Raw genomic sequence first — 22021 nt, forward strand, 5'->3', positions numbered from 1 at the left:
CGCGTCCAGCACCACGAACAACGACGGCACCATGTAGTCGGGCAGCCGCTGCTTGAGGTCCGCGGTCAGCTCTCGATGGTCGGGGGCGGCACCCGGTTCGGCGACCAGGTAGGCGACGAGATGGTCGCCGAGATTCGGGTCGTTGTGGACGACGACCACCGCCTGCGCGACCTCGCTCCGCGCGAGGAGCGCCGACTCGATCTCGCCGAGCTCGATGCGCAGACCACGGAGTTTGACCTGGAAGTCGATCCGTCCCAGGTAGTCCAGCGAGCCACCGACGCCACCTGCGGTGCTCCACCGCACCAGGTCACCGGTGCGGTACATCCGGGCGCCGGGCTCGCCGTACGGGTTCGCGACGAACCTGTCCGCGGTCAGTTCCGGTCGCCGCACGTAGCCCCGCGCGAGCTGGACACCCGCCAGGTACAGCTCGCCCGGCACGCCGGCAGGCACCGGACGCAGCCCGTCGTCGAGGACGAGGAGCTCGGTCTCCGCGACCGCGGATCCGATCGGGATCGCAGTGCCGTCCCGTTCGCTCGTCCGGTGGTAGGTGACATCGACGGCGGCCTCGGTCGGTCCGTACAGGTTGTGCAGGTCCGCCGCGACAGTTGCCCTGAATCTGGCCGCTGCGTCGGCAGGCAGCGCCTCTCCGGAGGCGAACACCATCCGCAGGCAATCGACCTGTCGCACAGCCGGTTCCGCGAGGAAGACCGACAGCATCGAAGGAACGAAGTGAGCGACGGTCACTCCGTGTTCGATCATGGTGCGGGCCAGGTAGGCCGGGTCGCGATGCCCCTCGTGGGTGGCGATGACCAACTTGGCGCCGACCAACAACGGCAGGAACAGTTCCCAGACCGACACGTCGAAGGTGAAAGGCGTCTTCTGCAGGAAGACGTCGTCGGCGGTGAAGCCGTACTCGGACTGCCGCCACAGCAGGTTGTTGACGATGGCACGGTGACCGACGGCAACGCCCTTCGGCCGTCCGGTCGAACCGGACGTGAAGATGACGTAGGCGACGCCGTCCGCCGACAGCGGGGAGCGTCGGTCCGCATCGGTGACGGTGGCGCCCGAGTATCCGGATACGTCGAGGGTGTCGATCTCGAACACGGTCCCCGTCGGGGGCAGGGACACATTGTCTCGGGCAGTTGTCAGGACCGCGGTCGGCTGGGCGACGTCGAGCACGTATCCGATGCGATCCGCCGGGTGGTCGGGATCGAGTGGCACGTAGGCACCGCCGGCCTTGACAATTGCGTACATGCCGACCAACAGGTCGAACGAGCGCCGCATGGCAAGTCCGACCATCGACTCGGGACCGACTCCGGACTCGATGAGCTTGCGCGCCAGGGAATTAGCACGGGCATCGAATTCCGCGTAGGTCATCGCGGCTCCGTCGAACTCGAGCGCGATCGCGTCCGGCGTGCGCGCGACCTGCTCGTCGAACAGGGTCGCGAGGGTGCGCGGTGCGACGGCGCGCGTGCCGGTTGCCTCGCTCACGTCCAGGAACAGTCGGTCCAGGACGGTCGCGATGCCGTCGTCCACGGTCTCGTCGAGCCCCGGCAGCAGCGTCGAGAGGACCACCGGGATCAGCGCATCGGGCCCGAGCGCGCCTCCCATGGCCGCATCGAGACTCTCGAGCTCCGCGTGCAGTGTTCGGTAGCTGACACCGGTGCCGGCGTGCTCGATCGCGGAGCGATCGGGTTCGAGCCGGACAACCTCCGCAATCAACCGTGGCAAATCTTCGACAGCAAGGGAGTGCCCCCGCGGCTCAACACCCGACATCTAGCCCAAACCTCCCGTAAAACAACTGCGAACCGGCACGACGAACCGGCATTGACGAACCGGCGATGCGCATGCCAACAGGTCCGGTGCGACCCGGCTCCGTCCGCTGAACTATAGGGTCACGACCCGGTATCGAACTGCGCTTTCTGAACAATTGACCGAGACGCACTGATCAGCGATTCGAGTGCCCTGGCGTGGCCTTCCGGACCGAGTGCGGGCAGGATTCCGGGCAGCAATCCGGACAGCGACACGGTGACCAACGCCTCCGGCTTGAGGGTCGCCCCCATGGCCTTCGTGACCGCCGCGAGCTTGGCCCCGAGTTGCCCGTAGGTGACGTCGGTGCCGTCGTGGCTCAGGGCGATCGCATGCGGTTCCGCAGCCGCCGCCGCGGCCACCAGTTCCGGCAGATCCCGCACTGTCAGCGCCGGCTTCTGGGCGAGCCGGGACCGTTCCTCGTCGGTGAGGATGTCGATGCTCCGGAGGACGACGGAAGGGTCGACCACCGCCTCCAGGATGCGAACGAACCGGCCGGCGAACAGTCGGACGGTCTCCGGGAGGAACAGGTCGGTCGCGTACGTGAACTGCATGTGCAGCCCGACGAGTCGGCCGAGGTCGTCGAACTGTTCCGAACCGGTCAGTTGCAGGTCGAACTTCGCCTGTTCGAAGCCGCTCTCCATCAGCGCCACCTCGAGGCCCGGGAGCTGCAGCGACGTCACCGCCATGTTCTGGAACGCGAACAGCACCTGGAACAGCGGCGAGTAGGCGGAGGACCGTTCCCGGCCGACGACGTCGACGACGCGCTCGAACGGCACGTCCGCATGCGCAAAGGCGGCGAGGTCCTTCTTCCGTGCCTGCGCGAGCAGTTCCGCGAAGGACATCGACGATCCGACCTCGGTCCGCAACACCACGGTGTTGACGAACATCCCGACCAGGTCGTCGAGAACCTGTTCGCCGCGGCCGGCAACCGGGGTGCCGATCGCAATATCCGTCGACCCGGACAGCTTCGCCAACAGCACCGCGAATGCGCTGTGCACGACCATGAACACGGTCGAGTTGTGGTCACGCGCCAGCTGTGCCAGCTTCCCGGTGAGCTCGGGATCGACGTCGAAGTGGAAAGCCGCTCCCTGCATCGACTGCCGGGCAGGCCGCCGATGATCGGTCGGAAGTTCGAGCTGCTCGGGCAGACCTGCGAGCTCGTCGTGCCAGTAGCCGATCTGCCGCATCAACGGGCTGTCCGGATCGTCCTCTGAGCCGAGGACCAGTCGCTGCCACAGGCTGTAGTCGGCGTACTGGACGGCGAGCGGCGCCCACCCCGGTTCCCGCCTGTCCACCCGAGCGGAGTAGGCGACCATGACGTCCCGGGTGAGGGGACCCATCGAGAACCCGTCCGCGCTGATGTGATGCACCATCACGACGAAGACGTGCTCGGTGGGGCTGAGCTCGAACAGCCTTGCACGCACCGGCAGGTCGACCGTCACGTCGAATCCCGACGTCACCATCTCCAGAACCAGGCCAGGCAGCGACTGCTCCGTGGCTGCGACCCGCGTCAGCGTCGGGGTCGCCTCGGACGGCGGAAGCACCAGCTGCTCCGGGCCGGCGGTGCCGTCCGGGTAGACCGTCCGCAACACCTCGTGCCTGCTGATGACATCGGCGAGGGCGGCCTCGAGTGCAGGCACGTCCAGCAGACCGGACAACCGGATCGCCGCAGGAACGTTGTAGGCCGCCGAGTCCGGCGCCATCCGGTTGAGCACCCACATCCGTTGCTGTGCGAGCGACAGCGGAATGCTGTCGGGACGCGGCATCGGCTGCAGGGGAACCCGGGCCCCGGATCCCGCGGTCTCCGCGACCCGGGACGCCAGGTCACCCACCGTCGGCGTCTCGAACAGCCAGAGCACGGGCACCTGGGTGTCCAGCGCCGCTCCCAGCCGTGCAGTGACCTGGGTGGCGATCAGCGAGTTGCCGCCGAGCGCGAAGAAGTCGTCGTCCAGACCGATCACGTCGACCCCGAGCACCTCGGCGAAGGTTCCGGCCACCAGTCGTTCCGTCTCCGTGGTCGGCTCCCGGAACTCGGCAGCCTCGAACTCGGGATCCGGCAGCGCCTTCCGGTCGATCTTTCCGTTGATGTTCAGCGGAAGTGCTTCGAGAACCACGAAGGCGGCGGGAACCATGTAGCTCGGTAGCACCCGTGTGGCCGCCGCCTTGAGCTCGGCGGTGTCCACCGAGGCCCCGTCGGCGGGCACCACGTATGCCACCAGGCGATCACCCGAACGCTCGTCGGAGCGGGCGGCCACCACCGCAGCGGCAACAGATGTTTCGCGCGCGAGGGCGGCCTCGATCTCACCGAGCTCGATCCGGAATCCACGCACCTTGACCTGGAAGTCGCGGCGCTCGAGGTACTCGAGTCCGCCGTCCGGTCGCCAGCTCACCAGGTCGCCGGTCCGGTACATCCGCTCGCCCGGCGCACCGAACGGGTTGGCCACGAAGCGGTCGGCCGTCAGATCCGCCCGCCCGTGGTAGCCCCGCGCGAGCTGGGTGCCGGCCAGGTAGAGCTCCCCTGCGACGCCCACGGGAACGACGTTGAGTCGATCGTCGAGTACGTGCACCCGCGTGTTCCACTCCGGGACACCGATCGGCACCGAGACGACATCGGCGTCGGTCACCTCGTGTGCCGTCACCGACACCGCGGCCTCGGTCGGTCCGTACAGGTTGAACAGGCGGCCGCAGTTCACCGCACGGAAGTCCTGTGCCGAGGCGGCGGGGAGGGCCTCGCCGATCGCCAGCACGCGACGCAGTGAACTCGAGAGCGCCGCACCGGACGCCGTGGCCGAGAGCATCCCAACCGTGGACGGGACCGCGTGCAACGTGGTCACCCGCTGAGCCCGCAGCAGGTCGAGCAGGTACTCGGGGTCCTGCTGCCCGCCGGGCCGGGCGATGACCATCCGGCCGCCGGAGACCAACGGTGACCAGAACTCCCACACCGACAGGTCGAATGTCGCCGCGGTCTTGAGCAGCGCCGAGTCCGAGCCGTCGAGCCCGAACGCGGCGGTCTTCCACTCCAGCTGGTTCACGATCGCCGCATGGCTCACGGCGACACCCTTGGGCCTGCCCGTCGAGCCGGAAGTGAAGATCACGTAGGCCGGGTTCTCCGGCCGCAACGGCCGCACCCGCTCGGAGTCCTGCACCGGCCCGGTCGCGAAACCGGTGAGGTCGTCGGAGTCCAGGAGAAGCACAGACCTGTTCCCTGCGCCGTCGAAACCGTCTCGGGCGGTGGACAACACGCAGACCGGTGCCGCCGTGTCGAGAATGTGACCCGTCCGTTCCGCCGGCTGATCGGGATCGATCGGCACGTACGCGCCACCTGCCTGGACCACCGCGTACATGCCGACGACGAGGTCGATCGAGCGACGCATGGCCAGCGCGACAAGGGATTCCGGTCCGACACCGCGTTCGATCAGCGCGCGGGCAAGCCTGTTGACCCGGGTGTCGAACTCCCGGTAGCTCAGTTCCGTTCCCTCGAACCACAATGCCGGCGCGTTCGGGGTGGCGGAGGCCTGCGCGCGGAACAGGTCTGCCAGGGTCCGGTCCGCAACGTCGGCCCGAGTCTCGTTCCAGTCCACCATCAGTCGGTCACGCTCGACGCTGTCGAGCAGGTCGATGTCACCGACCACGACATCCGGGTTCGCGACGGCGGCCTCGACGATCCGCACGAATCGATCCGCAAAACGCTCGACCGTCGACTGATCGAACAGGTCGGTGGCGAAATGGAACATCGCCTCCACGCCGTCGGGGGCGCCGTCGGCGTCGAACCGTTCGACGAGGAAAAGCTGCAGATCGAACTGGGTGATGCCGTTGTCCACCTCGAGCGCGGACACGGCCAGACCAGGCAGTTCGAGGCTCGTCTTCGCGAGGTTCTGGAACGAGAAACCGACCTGGAACAACGGGTGCCGGGCGGTGGACCGAGTGGGGTTGAGCACTTCGACGAGGCGCTCGAACGGCACATCGGCGTGACCGAACGCCGAGAGGTCGGCATCCTTCACCGCGGCGAGCAGCTCGGCGAAGGAGGCGGCTCCGTCGACAGCGGTGCGCAGGACGAGGGTGTTGACGAACATGCCGATCAACCCGTCCATCGCGGCGTCTCCACGTCCGGCGACAGGAGTACCGACGGAGATGTCGTCGGTACCGGACAGCCGGGCCAGCAGCACCGCGAGTGCCGTGTGGCTGGCCATGAACACGGTCGCCCCTGCGGAACGAGCGAACTCTGCCAGCTCACGGTGCAGGCGCGCGTCGAGCTCGAAAGCGACCCGACCTCCCCGGTTGGACCGAACCGCAGGCCGGGGCCGGTCGCTCGGGAGGTTCAGCTGGTCGGGGATACCGGCGAGGGTGCGCCGCCAGAAATCGATCTGCTGCCCCGCGACGGAGCTGGGATCACCCTCGTCTCCGAGCATCCGACGTTGCCAGATCGCATAGTCGGCGTACTGCACCGGCAGCGGCGCCCATGCCGGCGCGGCGCCGCCGAGGCGCGACGTGTAGGCGGTCATGATGTCGGTGACGAACGGCGCCATGGATGCGCCGTCGGCGGCGACGTGGTGCACGACGGCGGCGAGCACGTACTCGGTCGGAGCGAGTTGGAACAGGGTGACGCGCAGCGGAACCTCGGCGGTCACGTCGAACCGGGTGGTTGCGAGCTCGAACAACCGCTGCCGCAGTTCGTCGGCATCCACCACTACCCGCCCCAGCGTCGGGACCGCGTCCACGGGCGCCGCGATGACCTGGATCGGCCCTTCCGCGGTCTCGGGATAGTGGGTGCGCAGCGTCTCGTGCCTGCTGGCCACGTCCGCGAGTGCGATCTCCAGCACCTCGGTGTCGAGGGTGCCCGACAACCGGATCGCCAACGGAATATTGTACGCAGCCGACGACGTGTCAAAACGATTCAAAAACCACATCCGCTGCTGCGCCAACGACAACGGCACCCGCTCCGGACGAGGCCCCGCCACCAACGCAACCCGACCACCACTACCAGCCTGCGAACCCAACCGCGCCGCCAACGCAACAACAGTCGACGCCTCGAACAAATCCCGAACCGGCACCCGCATGTCCAACGCAGCCCCGAGCCGAGCCGCCAACTGCGTCGCCACCAACGAATTACCACCGAGCTCGAAGAAGTCGTCATCCAAACCGACCTGCCCGACCCCGAGCACCTCCCCGAACGCCTCAGCAACAGCCCGCTCGACAGGCGACGCCGGCGCCCGAAACTCCCTCGCCTCGAAAGTCGGATCCGGCAAAGCCTTACGATCCAACTTCCCCGACGAGTTCAACGGGAACTCATCCAACACAACCAACGCCGACGGAATCATGTACGACGGCAACCGATCACCGAGACCAGCCCGCACCGCAGCGACATCGAACTCCGCACCAGCAGACGGCACCACATAACCGACCAACTGATCACCAGTCGCCGTCGCCACCACCAGCACGACCGCCTGGCTCACCGCACCATCCGCCAGCAACGCCGTCTCGATCTCACCGAGCTCGATCCGCTGACCACGGAACTTCACCTGGAAATCCGTACGCCCGATGTAGTTCAACTCACCCGACGCACTCCACGTGACAAGGTCACCGGTCCGATACATCCGCTCACCCGACAACGAGAACGGATTCGCCACGAACCGATCCGACGTCAGATCCACCCGCCGGTAATACCCCCGCGCCAACTGCGCACCCGCCAGATACAACTCACCCGGAACCCCCACCGGCACCGCATGCAACCGCGAATCGAGCACATACATCTGCGAATTCCACTGCGGACGCCCGATCGACACCACCCCACCGGCAACCACGTCCGTCACATCGGCATACGTGATCGACACCGCCGCCTCCGTCGGCCCGTACAGATTCTGCACCCGCGCCGACGACACCGACCCGAACGCCCGCACCGTCTCCGCCGGCAACGCCTCACCGATCACGAACACATCCCGCAACGACACCAACGACGACGCAGGCGCGTACTCGGCGAACACCGTCAACATCGACGGCACGAAGTCGGTCAACGTCACCCCGTGCGCCGCAATCACATCCGCCACATACACCGGATCCCGATGACCGTCATGCGTCGCGACAACCAACGTCGCACCCACCCGCAACGGCAGGAAATACCCCCACAACGACACATCGAACGTCGTCGCCGTCTTCTGCAGGTACACGTCCTCCGCAGCGAACGAGTACTCGTCCTCCATCCACCGCATCTGGTTGACAATCGCACCGTGCGGAACCGCAACACCCTTCGGCTTACCCGTCGACCCCGACGTGAAGATCACATACGCCGGATGCCCCGGCCGCAACGGAGCAGCCCGGTCCACATCGGTCACCGGAGCATCCGACAACCCCAACACATCCACCGTGTCGATGCACAGGACAGACCTGTCCCCTGCCGCATCGAAACCATCCCGCCCGGTGGTCAGCACACACACCGGATCAGCCGTATCGAGAACGTGACCGATCCGCTCCGCAGGATGATCCGGATCGATCGGCACATACGCGCCACCAGCCTCGAGCACCGCATACATGCCCACAACCAGATCCAACGACCGCCGAACAGCCAACGCCACCAACGACTCCGGCCCCACACCCGACGCAATCAACACCCGCGCCAACCGGTTCACCCGCGACGCGAACTCCCCATACGTCAGCGACTCACCCTCGAACACCACCGCCGTCGCATCCGGCACCGCCGCCGCCCGCGCCCGGAACGCATCCAACAGCAACTCACCGGCCGGCAACACATGCGCCGAATCGTTCCACCGATCCAACACCCGAACCCGCTCGGCACCATCGAACAAATCCACGTCACCGACAGCAACCCCAGGATCCGCCGTCACCGCAGACAGAATCCGAACGAACCGACGCCCGAACTCCGCAACCGAACCCTCATCGAACAAATCCGTCGCATAGGTGAGATCGATCGCCAGACCGGCGACGGCTCCGGTCTCGTCGGCGGATTCCGCCACCGTCACCTGCAGGTCGAACTTCGCCACCTGCGCATCAACTTCGAGTGGTGCCACGCGGAGCCCGGGCAGTTCGAGGTCCGTTCGGCCGAGGTTCTGGAAGAACAGCGCGACCTGGAACAGCGGGTGCCGTGCCTGCGAGCGAGCCGGGTTGAGCACCTCCACCAACCGCTCGAACGGAGCATCCGCATGAGCGAACGCACCCAGATCGACCTCGCGCGCATGAGCCAACACATCGACGAACGAGGACGACGAATCAACCTGCATCCGCAACACCAACGTGTTGACGAACATCCCCACCAGATCGTCGAGCGCCGCGTCACCACGACCGGCCACCGGCGCACCCACCGCGATGTCATCCGTGCTCGACAACCGAGCCAACAACACCGACAACGCCGCATGCACAACCATGAACAACGACGCACCCTGCTGCCGCGCCAACGCGTCCAGAGCCTGATGCAACCCCGAATCGAGCACGAACGAATACGTCGCACCACGATTCGACGCCACCGCCGGCCGCGGCCGATCGGACGGCAGATCCAACTGCTCCGGCAACCCCGCCAAGGCCTGCTTCCAGTAACCCAGCTGCGCCGAGATCAACGACTCCGGATCATCCTCGGAGCCGAGCACCTCACGCTGCCAGAGCGTGTAGTCCGCGTACTGCACCGGCAACGGAGCCCATGCCGGCGCGACACCCGCAGACCTCGACACGTACGCCGCCATCACGTCCCGCGCCAACGGCCTCATCGAGAAGCCGTCCGCCGCAATGTGATGCACAACCATCACCAGGACGAACTCGGTCTCCGCAGTCTGGAACAGCTGTGCCCGTACCGGCACCTGGTCGGTGACGTCGAATCCCGCCAACGCCAACTCGGCAGCCCGGGCGAACAGATCCGCTTCGGACACCGACACCGGCGTCAGGTCCGGAAGGACCTGATCGGCGGCCACGATCACCTGCGACGGACCCTCGTTCGTTGCAGGGTAGAGCGTCCGCAGAACCTCATGACGCTCGAGCAGATCCCGCACGGCAGCCTGTAGAGCGGGCACATCCACTTCGCCGGACAGTCGCACGGCGAACGGAATGTTGTTGACCCCGGACGCGGTGTCGAATCGGTTGAGGAACCACATCCGCGCCTGTGCGGTGGACAGTGGAATGCGTTCGGGGCGAGGTGCTGCGACCAGCGGAGTTCTTTCTGCACCCTGGTCGTCGATCCCGTCAACCGCGAGCGCGAGCGCCGCGACCGACGGCGTGTCGAAGAGCATGCGGACGGCGATCTTGGTACCGAGAACAGCCCCGAGCCGTGCCACCACCTGGGTGGCGATCAACGAGTTGCCACCGAGTTCGAAGAAGTCGTCGTCGGCACCAACGCGCTCGACACCGAGTACCTGCTCGAACACCCCGGCCACGATCTCCTCGAGCGGGGTTGACGGAGCGCGGAACTCCCGCGCCTCGAACATCGGTTCCGGCAACGCCTTCCGGTCGAGCTTGCCGGACGCGTTCAACGGGAAGGCGTCGAGCATGACGAACGCGGCCGGAACCATGTACGACGGCAACGTTGCCCGCAACGCGCCATCGAGCACCCGAGCCTCGGCCGGTGCGTCACCCGCCGACACGATGTAGGCGACGAGTCGCTGACCGGACCCGGCATCCTCGCGCACCAGCGCAACCGCCTGCGACACGGTCGGCTGGGCGAGCAGTGCCGCTTCGATCTCGCCGAGTTCGATGCGCTGGCCTCGCAGCTTCACCTGGAAGTCCGTGCGACCGATGTACTCCAGCTCGCCCGACGTGGTCCACCGAACCAGGTCACCGGTGCGGTACATCCGCTCACCGTCACCGAATGGACCGGCCACGAACCGATCGGCCGTGAGGTCCACTCGACCGTGGTACCCACGCGCAAGCTGCGCGCCCGACAGGTACAACTCGCCGGGCACACCAACCGGAACCGGATGCAGGCGCGCGTCGAGCACGTACACCTGGGTGTTCGACACCGGCGCACCCATCGGAACCGACACGGACTCGGTGCCGTCGACGTGGCGGTGCGTCGAATGCACCGCCGCCTCCGTCGGTCCGTACAGGTTGTGCAGCTGCGCCGAGAAGACAGCGGCGAAACGGGCCGCCGTCTCCGCGGGCAACGCTTCACCAGCCGCGAACACGTGCCGCAGCGCACCCGGCGACGACACACCGATCGCCGACTGCACGTCGAGGAACACCGACAGCATCGACGGCACGAACGACGTCGCCGTGATGCCACGCTCGGCGATCACGCCGGCGAGGTACTCGGGATCGCGATGGCCGTCCGGCTCGGCAATGTGCACGGAGCCACCGGTCACCAACGGCACGAAGAGCTCCCACACGGACACGTCGAACGTGAAGGGCGTCTTCAGCAGCACAATGTCCGAGACGCCGAACTCGTAGCGAGACGCCATCCAGTCGACCTGGTTGACGATCGCGGCATGACTGACCGACACGCCCTTCGGTCGACCCGTCGAGCCCGACGTGAAGATCACGTACGCCGTGCTCTCCGGGCGCAGCCGCCCGAGCCGATCCGCATCCGACACCGGTGCATCCGACAGCCCCGACAACTCGAGCGCGTCCACACACAGCACGGACCTGTCCCCGGCGCCGGCAAACCCGTCACGAGCCGTCGTCAACACGCACACCGGGTCCGCTGAATCGAGAATGTGGCCGGCGCGCTCCACCGGCTGATCCGGATCCACGGGTACGTACGCACCACCGGCAGCCTGCACCGCATAGATCCCGACCAGCATCTCCAACGACCGGCGCATCGCAACCGCAACCAGCGACTCCGGACCCACACCCACCGAGATCAGGTATCGGGCGAGACGATTCACCCGCGATGCGAACTCGCCGTACGTCACCGACTCACCGTCGAACGACAGTGCCGCCCCACCGGGCGTCCGCGCCACTTGCTCCTCGAACAACGAGACCAACGTCGCTTCGGCGAACGGCTGTGCCGTTGCGTTCCACCTGTCGACCACAAGGCCGCGCTCGACATCGGTCAGCAGGTCGATGTCTCCCACTGCGGTGGCCGGTGCGGACACGACCGCGTCGAGCACACGTACGAAGCGCTGGGCGAACTCCTCGACGGTCGAGCGGTCGAAAAGGTCCGTGGCGTAGGTCAGCTCACTCTGGATTCCGGACAACTCACCGCCGGGACCCACCTGATCGGTGAGGGTGAGATGGAGGTCGAACTTCGACACCTGCTCGTCGTAGTCGAGCACCCGGACACTCAGGCCAGGGAGTTCCAGGTCGGTCTGCGCCTGGTTCTGCAACGAGAGCATCACTTGGAACAGCGGGTGCCGTGCCTGCGACCGCGCAGGCGCCAACACCTCGACCAACCGCTCGAACGGAGCATCGGCATGAGCAAACGCACCCAGGTCGACCTCACGCGCCTGAGCCAACACATCAACAAACGACGACGACGACTCCACCTGCATCCGCAACACCAACGTGTTGACGAACATCCCCACCAGATCATCGAGCGCCGCGTCACCACGACCCGCCACCGGCGCACCCACCGCGATGTCACCGGTGTCCGACAACCGAGCCAGCAGCACCGACAGCGCCGCATGCACAACCATGAACAAGGACGCGCCCTGCTGCCGAGCCAGCGCGTCAAGACGCCGATGCAGGTCCGCATCGACCGAGAACGAGTATGTGGCACCACGATTCGACGCCACCGCCGGCCGCGGCCGATCGGACGGGAGGTCCAACTGCTCGGGTAGCCCCGTCAGTGTCTGCCGCCAATAGTCGAGCTGCGCGGACACGAGCGAGTCCGGATCCTCCTCCGAACCCAACACCTCACGCTGCCAGAGCGTGTAATCCGCGTACTGCACCGGCAACGGAGCCCATGCCGGCGCGACACCCGCAGACCTCGACACGTACGCCGCCATCACGTCCCGCACCAGCGGGCCCATCGAGAGACCGTCCGCCGCAATGTGATGCACAACCATCACCAGGACGTAGTCACGGTTCGCGGTCTGGAACAGCCTGATTCGCAGGGGGACCTGTGTGGTGACGTCGAACCCGACGGCGAATTCCTCGACCAGGGCGGGGTAGAGGTCGGCCGCGTCCACGGGTGCCGGCGTCAGCGCGGGAGCGGCATCCGCCACGGGCACCACCACCTGCCATGCCTGGCCGTCGAGTTCGGGATAAACGGTCCGCAACGCCTCGTGCCGCTCGAGCACGTCCCTGACAGCCAGCCCCAGTGCCGCGACATCCAGGTCGCCGGTCAATGAGATCGCTGCGGGGAGGTTGTAAGCGACAGATTCCGGATCGAACCGGTTCAGGAACCACAACCGCTGCTGCGCCACCGACAACGGAACCCGCTCCGGACGCGACCGCGCCACCAGAACCGGCCGAGCACCCGTACCCGCAATCCCGGCCACCGCCGATGCCAACGCACCGACTGTCGACGCCTCGAACAGCACCCGCACCGGCACCGACGCATCGAGCGCGGCACCCAGTCGAGCAACCACCTGCGTGGCGATCAACGAGTTGCCACCCAACTCGAAGAAGTCGTCGTCTGCGCCGACCCGCTCGACACCGAGCACCTCGGCGAACACACCCGCCACCGTCTCCTCCACCGGAGTCGACGGAGCACGGAACGGCCGCGACTCGAACACCGGCTCCGGCAACGCCTTCCGGTCCAGCTTGCCCACCGGCGTGAGTGGGATGGCTTCCAACGGCATGATCGCCGCGGGCACCATGTGCGACGGCAACGACTCCGCCAGCGCCACCTTCAACGCCGCCGGATCGAGATCGGCCCCGTCCGCACCGAGCACGTACGACACCAACGACGTGGTCCCGCCCGCGCCGTCGTGCCCGACCGTGACCGCGAACTCCACCCCCGGCAACGCCGACAGCGCCGAATCGATCTCACCGAGCTCGATCCGGAAGCCCCGCACCTTCACCTGGAAGTCGCCGCGCCCCAGGTAGTCCAGCTCCCCGTCCGCGGTCCACCGCACCAGGTCACCCGTGCGGTACATCCGCTCACCCGACGGCGAGAACGGATCGGCGACGAACCGCTCCGCCGTCAGCTCCGGCCGACCCCGATACCCGCGGGCCAACGCAGGACCCGCCAGATACAGCTCACCGGTCACACCGACCGGCACCGGCCCGAGCCGGTTGTCGAGCACCATCGCCCGCACCCCGCACACCGGAGGACCCACCGTCACCGGCTGTCCCGGCACCAGCGGGGCGGTGCTCGTGACGACGATCGTGGTCTCGGTAGGGCCGTAGCCGTTGACGAACACCCGGTCGCCGGCCCAGCGCGCCACCAACTCCGGCGGGCACGCCTCGCCGCCGACCCCGACGAACCGCAGATCCGGCAGACCGTTCGGATCCACCGACGCGAGCGCGGCCGGGGTGATCAACACATGGGTCACCCGCTCACGGCGCAGCAGGTCCGTGAGCTCGTCGCCGCCGAAGACCGTGGTCGGAGCGATCACCAGCGTCGCGCCGGAGGCTCCCGCCAGCAGCATCTCGTTGATCGAGATGTCGAAACTCGGCGACGCGACATGCAGTGTTCGGTCGGCGGCAGAGATCCGGTAGTCCGACCGCTGGTACTCCACGAAGTTCGCGAGGCCGGTGTGCGTGACGACGACACCCTTGGGCAGGCCGGTGGACCCCGACGTGTAGATGACGTACGCCGGATTCTCCAGCCGCAACGGACGAATCCGGTCGACATCGACGATCGGCGCCGCTGCTTCAGCAGCGCAACGTGATTCGATCTCCTCGGTGTCGAGCGCCAGCCATGGAACCACTGCGGGCAACCGATCCGCGTGCGCGCCGACCGTGACTCCGAGCACCGCACCACAATCGGTGACCATGTGCGTCACTCGGTCCGCGGGATAGTTCGGATCCACGGGAACGAACGCGGCACCCGACTTCGCGACGGCCCACACCGCAAGCACGGACTCGATCGAGCGCGGAACTGCCACCGCCACGGCGGTCTCGGGACCCACACCCAACCCGATCAGAACCCTGGCCAGCCGCGAGGAACGCTCGTCGAGCTCACGGTAGGTCAGCTCCCGACCGCCGTCCCCGACCACCGCGACACGGTCCGGATCCGACTCGGGACCGGTTCGGAGGATCTGTGCGAGAGTGCGCTGCACCGGTAGCGCGGCCCGGGCCCCGGGAAGCCCGCGTCCCCACCGCTCGGTCAGATCGGCCCGCTCGCAGGGGTCGAGGATCTCGACGTCACCCACGGCCATCGCCGGGTCCGCGAGCACCGAATCGACGATGCGAAGGAACCGAGCCGCGAATCCGGCGATGGTGGACTCGTCGAACAGGTCCCGCGCATAGACGAACTCCGCGGCCACGCCCTCGGACACGGAAGCGCCGCGTGGTCGGTCGGCGATCGTCAACTGCAGATCGAACTTCGACAGGTCGACGCGGACCTCGTCGGCCGTCACGGTGAGCCCGGGCAGTGCCACCTCGGCGCGTTCCATGTTCTCGAAGGACAGGCCAACCTGGAACAGCGGGTGACGAGCCGTGGAACGCGCCGGGTTGAGCGCCTGAACCAACTGCTCGAACGGCACGTCGGCATGTCCGAAAGCAGCGAGGTCGCGATCGCGCACCTGCTTCAGCAGGTCGAGGAACGACGACCCACCGTCCACCTCCGTGCGGAGCACCAGCGTGTTGACGAACATGCCGATCAGGTTGTCGAGGGCCTGCTCACCGCGACCCGCAACGACGGTACCCACCGCGATGTCGGACGTGCCGCTCAGTCGCGACAGCAACACCGCCAGCGCCGCGTGCGTCACCATGAACGGTGTGACACCCTGCGCCCGGGCGAAGCCGGCCAGCGACTCGTAGGTCTGCGCCGGAATCTCGAAGCGCAACCGCCCTCCGCGGAAGGACTGCACCATCGGACGCGGGCGGTCCGTTGGCAGATCCAGTTGGTCGGGCACACCGGAAAGCTCGGCACGCCAGAATTCGATCTGCTTGGAAGACAACGAATCCTGGTCTTCCGCGGTGCCGATCCGCTCGCGCTGCCAGAGCGTGTAATCGGCGTACTGAACCGCCAGCGGCTGCCACGCAGTCGCTTCTCCGCTGAGTCGTGCGGTGTATGCCGCCACCAGGTCCCTGGCCAGCACAGCGAGCGAGACACCGTCCGCCGCAATGTGGTGAACGACGATCCCGACCGCGAACTCACGGGATCCGTCGGCTCCGTCGTGGGAGTCCGTCAGCTCGAAGACACGGATCCGGATCGGGATCTCCGTGCTGATGTCGAAGCCGCCGCCGGCGAAGCCGGCGAGGCGCGTCAGGAGCTCTTCTTCGGTCACCCGCTCGGTCGGACCGAGCAGGGTGATGTCCCCAGCGGGAATCACGACCTGGTGCGGTCCGCCGGGCGAGTCGGGGAACACCGTGCGCAGCGTCTCGTGCCGCTCGACCACGTCGGCGAGGGCCGCTGCGAGCATCGCGCTGTCCACCTGCCCCGACAGCCGGACCACGAAGGGCAGGTTGTAGGTGCCCGCCGACGGGTCGAACTGGTTGAGGAACCACATCCGCTGTTGGGCGAGCGAGAGCGGAACGATCTCGGGTCGCGGACGCCGCACCAGTTCGAGCCGGTTCTCGTCGGTCCCGGACTGCGTATCGATTCGAGAGGCGAGTCCGGACACCGTCGGCGCCTCGAAGAGCGCCCGCACGCCGAGCCGGATACCGAAAGCCGCGCCGATCCGGGACACGACCTGGTTGGCGATCAGCGAGTCACCACCGAGTTCGAAGAAGCTGTCATCGGCACCGACGCGCTCGAGGCCAAGCACGTCTGCGAAGATTCCGGCCACTATCTCCTCGGAGAGGGTTCGAGCCGCCCGGAAGTCGGCGGCTCCGGTGGTGATCACCGGAGCCGGCAGCGCCTTGCGGTCCAACTTGCCCGACGCGTTCAACGGGAGTTCCGTGAGCACCACCACTGCCGAGGGCACCATGTACGCCGGCAGGACCGATCCCAACCCGGAACGCAGCGCTTCACCGTCGAGCACCGCTCCGGCCACCGGCACCACGTACGCAACCAGGTGATCACCCGCACCCAGGTCGGACCGCACCATCGCCACCGACTGAGCGATTCGCACATCGGCGACCAGCGCCGCCTCGATCTCGCCCAACTCGATCCGCTGGCCGCGCAGTTTCACCTGGAAGTCCGTACGCGCCAGGTACTCCAGCTCACCCGACTCGTTCCACCGGACAAGATCTCCGGTCCGGTACATTCGCGCACCCGGCTCGAACACGTTGGCCACGAATCGGTCCGCGGTCAGATCGACGCGGCCGACGTAGCCCCGCGCGAGCTGTGCACCGGCGAGGTAGAGCTCGCCGGGAACACCCACCGGCACCGGTCGCAGTCGGGCGTCGAGAACGTACAGCGCCGTGTTCCAGACCGGAGCACCGATCGGCACGGTGACCTCGTCCGCAGCCGTGACCTCGTGATAGGTCACGTCGACCGCGGCTTCGGTCGGCCCGTACAGGTTGTGCAGCCGCGCCTGCGGCGCCACCTCGCGCAGTGCCGCAGCGGTCGACCCTGGCAGCGCCTCGCCGGAGGCGAACACACGGACCAGCGACTTCGCCTGCACAGCAAACGATTCGGTGCCACCTTCCAGCTCACCAGCAGCAGTGACGAACACCGCCAGCATCGACGGCACGAAGTGGATCGTGGTCACCGATTCGTCGGCGATGGTCTGGGCGAGGTAGAGCGGATCACGATGCCCGTCCGGCACCGCGATCACCAACCGCGCTCCGATCTGCAACGGCCAGAACAACTCCCACACCGAAACGTCGAACGTTACCGGGGTCTTCTGCAGCACGACGTCGGTGCCGGCAAGCCCGTACTCGGCCTGCATCCACTCCAGGCGGTTGACGATCGCGTCGTGACCGACCGCGACGCCCTTCGGTCGGCCGGTCGAACCCGAGGTGAAGATGACGTACGCGTTGTTGGACGACCGAAGCGGCGAAATGCGTTCCGAATCCTGGACCGGTGTCGGATCGCAGTCCGACAGGTCCACCGCGTCGATGCACAGCACCGTTCGCCCCTCCGGCGCCGTGAACTCGTCGCGGGTCGTGGAGAGCACGCAGACCGCGTCGGCGGTGTCGAGGATGTGCCCGATCCGATCGGCCGGCTGGTCGGGATCCACGGGAACGTACGCACCGCCGGCCTTCACGACGGCGTAGATGCCCACGAGCATCTCGAGAGAACGCCTCATACCCACGGCCACCAGCGACTCGGGCCCGACCCCCATCGAGATCAGCTTCCGCGCGAGCCGGTTGACCCGGGAATCGAACTCCCGGTAGGTGAGCGATTCGCCCTGGAACGACAGCGCCACCGCGTCCGGCGTCCGCGCCACCTGGGCGTCGAACAGCGAGACCAGCGTGCCATCCGCGACGTCGTGCGTCGTGTCGTTCCAGGTCTCGAGGACCTGCTCCTGCTCGGCGGCCGTGAGGAGATCGATCTCCCACACCCGCCGGTCGGACGCGGACCGGACGAACGCGTCGAAGAAGGCGAGGAACCGCGCATGGTGTGCGCCGGCCTCACGGTCGGTGTAGAGGTTGGGGTTGGTCTCGAAGTCGATGTGGGTCCGTGTGCCCGCGACGCTCTGGTAGAAGTTCACGGCCAGGTCCTCGACGATGCCCGTCGAGAGAATGTTGAACGCACCGACGACCGATCCGAGCGTGACCTCCTCGTGGAACAACATGATGTTGACGAGCGGGCCGAGGAGGTCGCGCTGCATGTTGGTGGCATCCGAGTCGCGGCGGATGTCCTCGTGGCGGTAGCGCTGGTGCCGCAGTGCACCGGTAACCGCGGATCCGACCACGGCCAGCAGACCTGCAACGGTGGTGTCGCCGGCAACCTTCACCCGCAGCGGCACCACATTCGACAGCATGCCGCCCGAGTTGCGCATGATCGCCGTGGTTCGCGCAGTCACGGGGAGGCTGAGGACGACGTCCTCCTTGCCGGTGGTCTGCGCGAGGTAGGCCGCGAAGGCGGCAATCAGCAGCGCGGACGGCGAGGACCCGTGCCGTCCCGCGGCGGCGCCGAGCGCCGACTCGGACTCGTCCGAAAGGGCGGCGGAGGTGATGCCGTTGACCGCCGCGGGCGCCGCGGTGCGGGAGACGAGACTGGTCCCCTCCTCCATGCCGGCGATCTGCTGTGCCCAGTACTCTCGATCGGTGGCGAATCGCGCGCTCTCGCGATAGGCCATCTCCGATTCGTACAGATTGCGCAGTGTCCACACCTTGCCGGGCCGGATGTCCTGGTCCTCGAGCAGCGCCGTGTAGACCTCGGCGACGCGGTTCATGTAGGTCATCGCGCCGAATCCGTCGAGCGCGATGTGGTGGACCCGCGAGTACCAGAAGTACCGGTTGTCCTCGACACGAATCGACGCGCCGGCGATGAGTCGATCCGTGAGCAGATCGACGGGGGCCGCGAGGTCGGCGCGCATCCACTCCATCGCGGCACCGATCGGATCGCACTCGCCCCGCAGGTCCAGAATCTGCACGTGGTCGACGATGGTCCGGTCGACGATCTGCTGCGGAACGCTGTCGAATTCGGCCAGCCGCAGGTAGCCGGTCTCCATTTCCTGGGAGGCGATGATGCACGCCTGCTCGAGCACCGCGGCGTTCAGGGGTCCGCGCAGGTCGACATACTGGCCGATGTTGATCGGAACCTCGGGGTCGACGTGCTGCGCGTACCAGATGCCCAGTTGCGCGGCTGACAGCGGGAACACATCCACCGGTTCGACACCGTCGGCCTGGATGGTGCTGTCGAAATCCGTGCTGTCGAAACCTTCGATGGCGGTCAACTGATACCCCTAATTCCGGAACACTTCACGAGTTCCCACAGCCATCTCGGCATCGCGGGCCCGGCGCACCGCCGGCATGGCTCGCGCGACCACAGACATGGCGAGCCGAGATGGATTTTTCGTCAAGAAGGAAGCCGATCGCGGCTGAATGTGTGCGCCGACGGCGCGAAATCGCGGTCAGCGGGCCTGACTATGCCCCCACGCCCGAATCGGCGAATCCCGCCGGGGGTACGCCACCGCGGCGGAACCATTCGCGACGGTGGTGGAACACAGCACACGGTGTCCGACGCTCCATTGTGTGCTCACAGATCGCCCTCCCGAAAGACAATCACCCCGCCGATTCGGCGGTCTTACCGACCACGACGGAAGCGGTTGCCACCCGTCGCACGAGGCAACTTACCGCGTTCACCACGTCTGGCGAGGTGGTTTGGCGAGTTCCCCCGACAAGCGTCCAACTTCTGACCGCTCAACCGAACCCGAACCGCCCTCCGGCGAGGTCCAGCAGCTGGAACCTACGCCGTTTGCGCAGGTCATGGCAGTTTGCCCGCAATGAACCAGGCAGTCATTTCTGGTCACAGAATGATTGTGGCCGGGTCACAGATCGTGACCCGGCCACACCAAATGAAAGTTGTCTGGCTATTTGCCAGGTTTCGAACCCGTCGACGACGCGCCCGGCGTCACGCCCGCAGCCCGTCGGTACCCGCCCGCGTCACCACCACATTGGGCACGACAGCGCGCGCCGACAGGCGCAGCAGGGAATCGACCAACTCGACGATGTCGTCCACCTCTAGCATCTCGTCGGCGGGGATCCGGTCGCGAATCCAGGCACTCATGTCGGTGTCCACGTAGGCGGGCGAGATGGCGGTCGCACTGACCCCGTTGCCCGACTCCTCGGAGTTGAGCGTGGCCACCAGTGAGATCAGAGCCGCCTTGGTGGCGCCGTAGACGGCCAGGCCCGATTCGGCGTAGACCCCGGTGACGGAGGACAGCGCGATCACCTTCGCACCACGCCCGGGATCCGCGGCCGCTCCGGCCCGCAGCATCGGCAGGCACTGTTGCAGGAGCAGGAACGGCGCCCGGAGATTGACGTCGAGAGTCTTGTCGAACCGGCGCATCGGGAAGTCCGCGACGGTACCCGCCGTCCCCACGCCGGCGTTGACGATCAGCGCCTTCATCGGACCGAGGTCGTCGGCGTGCCGGGCGGTCAGCCGCTCGATCGCCTCGGGGTCGGCAAGGTCGCCTGCGACAGCGACGACGCGTGGTGCACCTGCCGCCCGAAGCGAGTCCGCGACCTCCCCCAGACGCTGCTCGTCCCGCGCGCTGATGGTGAGCGAATACCCCTGGGCGGCAAGCCGGTTCGCGATACCGAGGCCGATCCCCCGGGATGCGCCCGTGACGAGCGCAGTCCGGCCGCTCACGCGGATGCTCCCGCGAGGGCACGCAGGCCGGCCGCCATGAACTCGCCGGTCGCCTCCGCGGCGCGGGCGGCACCACTGCCGGCGTCCGAGCCCTGCAACGCCCGGTGCGTGATGCCCTCCCCGATGATGCCGAGCTTGAAGTTGGCGAGGGCAAGGTAGAAGTTCCAGTCCCCGAGGTCGCGCCCCGATGCGGTCGCGTAGGTCTGCGCGAGGTCGTCCGCCGACGGCAGCCGTGGGCTCGTCCAGGCCGCCCGCGAGCCGAGCACCAGATCGAACACCGGCGCGCGGTACACACACATCAGGGCCGCGTCGGTCAGCGGGTCACCGAGGGTGGACATCTCCCAGTCCACGACGGCCCGGACCATCGTCGGATCCTCCGCGTCGAGGATGGTGTTGTCGATCCGGAAGTCGCCGTGCACGATCGACGCCTCCGAAGCCTGCGGGATCGCGTCGGCGAGCCTGCTGTGCAGCGTCGCGACGTCGGGCAGGTCGCGGGTCTTGACCCGCTCCCACTGCCCGGCCCAGAGCTTGACCTGCCTGGCCACGAACCCGTCCGGTCGGCCGAACTCACCGAGCCCGACGGTCCGATAGTCCACCGAGTGCAGGTCCGCGAGCACCCCCACGAGCGCGTGCGCGGAGTCGCGGACCTCGGCGTCGGTCAGCGCGGCGAGGTCGTCCTGGTCCCGGACCACGCGGCCGTCGACGAACTCGACAACCGTCATCTGGGCACCGAGCACGGTTCCCGCCTCGTCGAACGCGACCGTGCGCGCCACCGGCACCGGCGAGTCCTGCAGTGCGCTGGTCACCCGGAACTCGCGCGCCATGTCGTGCGCCGAGGGCGTCAGCCCGCTGATCGGGGGCCGGCGCACGATCCAGGTGCTGCGGCCGTCGGATGCCGTGAAGGTCAGGTTCGAGCGGCCACCGCTGAGCAGTTCGACGTCGAGGTTCCCTGCGACCTCGACGCCGCTGTCGATCAGAAACCGCCGCAGCGCGGCGACATCCATGCCGGGC

General features: G+C 67.3%; 4 protein-coding genes (1 of these 4 running past the window's edge). All 4 read right to left on the reverse strand.

All coding sequences use genetic code 11. The features are described 5' to 3' along the window. Positions 1-1722 carry the start of a non-ribosomal peptide synthase/polyketide synthase gene (locus ACWDU4_RS13975; protein WP_450114507.1) on the reverse strand. 26595 nt of this gene lie to the left of the window's left edge, so 1722 of the gene's 28317 nt are visible here — the first part of the coding sequence; the start codon lies at positions 1720-1722; its stop codon lies beyond the left edge, outside the window. Between the two features lie 173 nt (positions 1723-1895). Then, positions 1896-19592 carry a non-ribosomal peptide synthase/polyketide synthase gene (locus ACWDU4_RS13980; protein ID WP_450114508.1) on the reverse strand — a complete coding sequence of 5899 codons (17697 nt, stop codon included), beginning with the start codon at positions 19590-19592 and terminating at the stop codon, positions 1896-1898. Positions 19593-20269: 677 nt separating this feature from the next. Beyond that, positions 20270-21010, reverse strand: a complete 741-nt coding sequence (locus ACWDU4_RS13985; RefSeq protein WP_450114509.1) for an SDR family NAD(P)-dependent oxidoreductase — start codon at positions 21008-21010, stop codon at positions 20270-20272. Continuing rightward, complete coding sequence (locus tag ACWDU4_RS13990; RefSeq protein WP_450114565.1) at positions 21007-22014, reverse strand: phosphotransferase family protein; 1008 nt, start codon at positions 22012-22014, stop codon at positions 21007-21009. The genes ACWDU4_RS13985 and ACWDU4_RS13990 overlap by 4 nt, the downstream gene beginning before the upstream one ends. Positions 22015-22021 lie beyond the last annotated feature (7 nt).

This window comes from Rhodococcus sp. NPDC003348, assembly GCF_053589375.1.

Bases quoted from the DNA above. Each gene is read 5' to 3' on its own strand.
- ACWDU4_RS13990 (WP_450114565.1), bottom strand. From the start codon at position 22,014: ATGGATGTCGCCGCGCTGCGGCGGTTTCTGATCGACAGCGGCGTCGAG.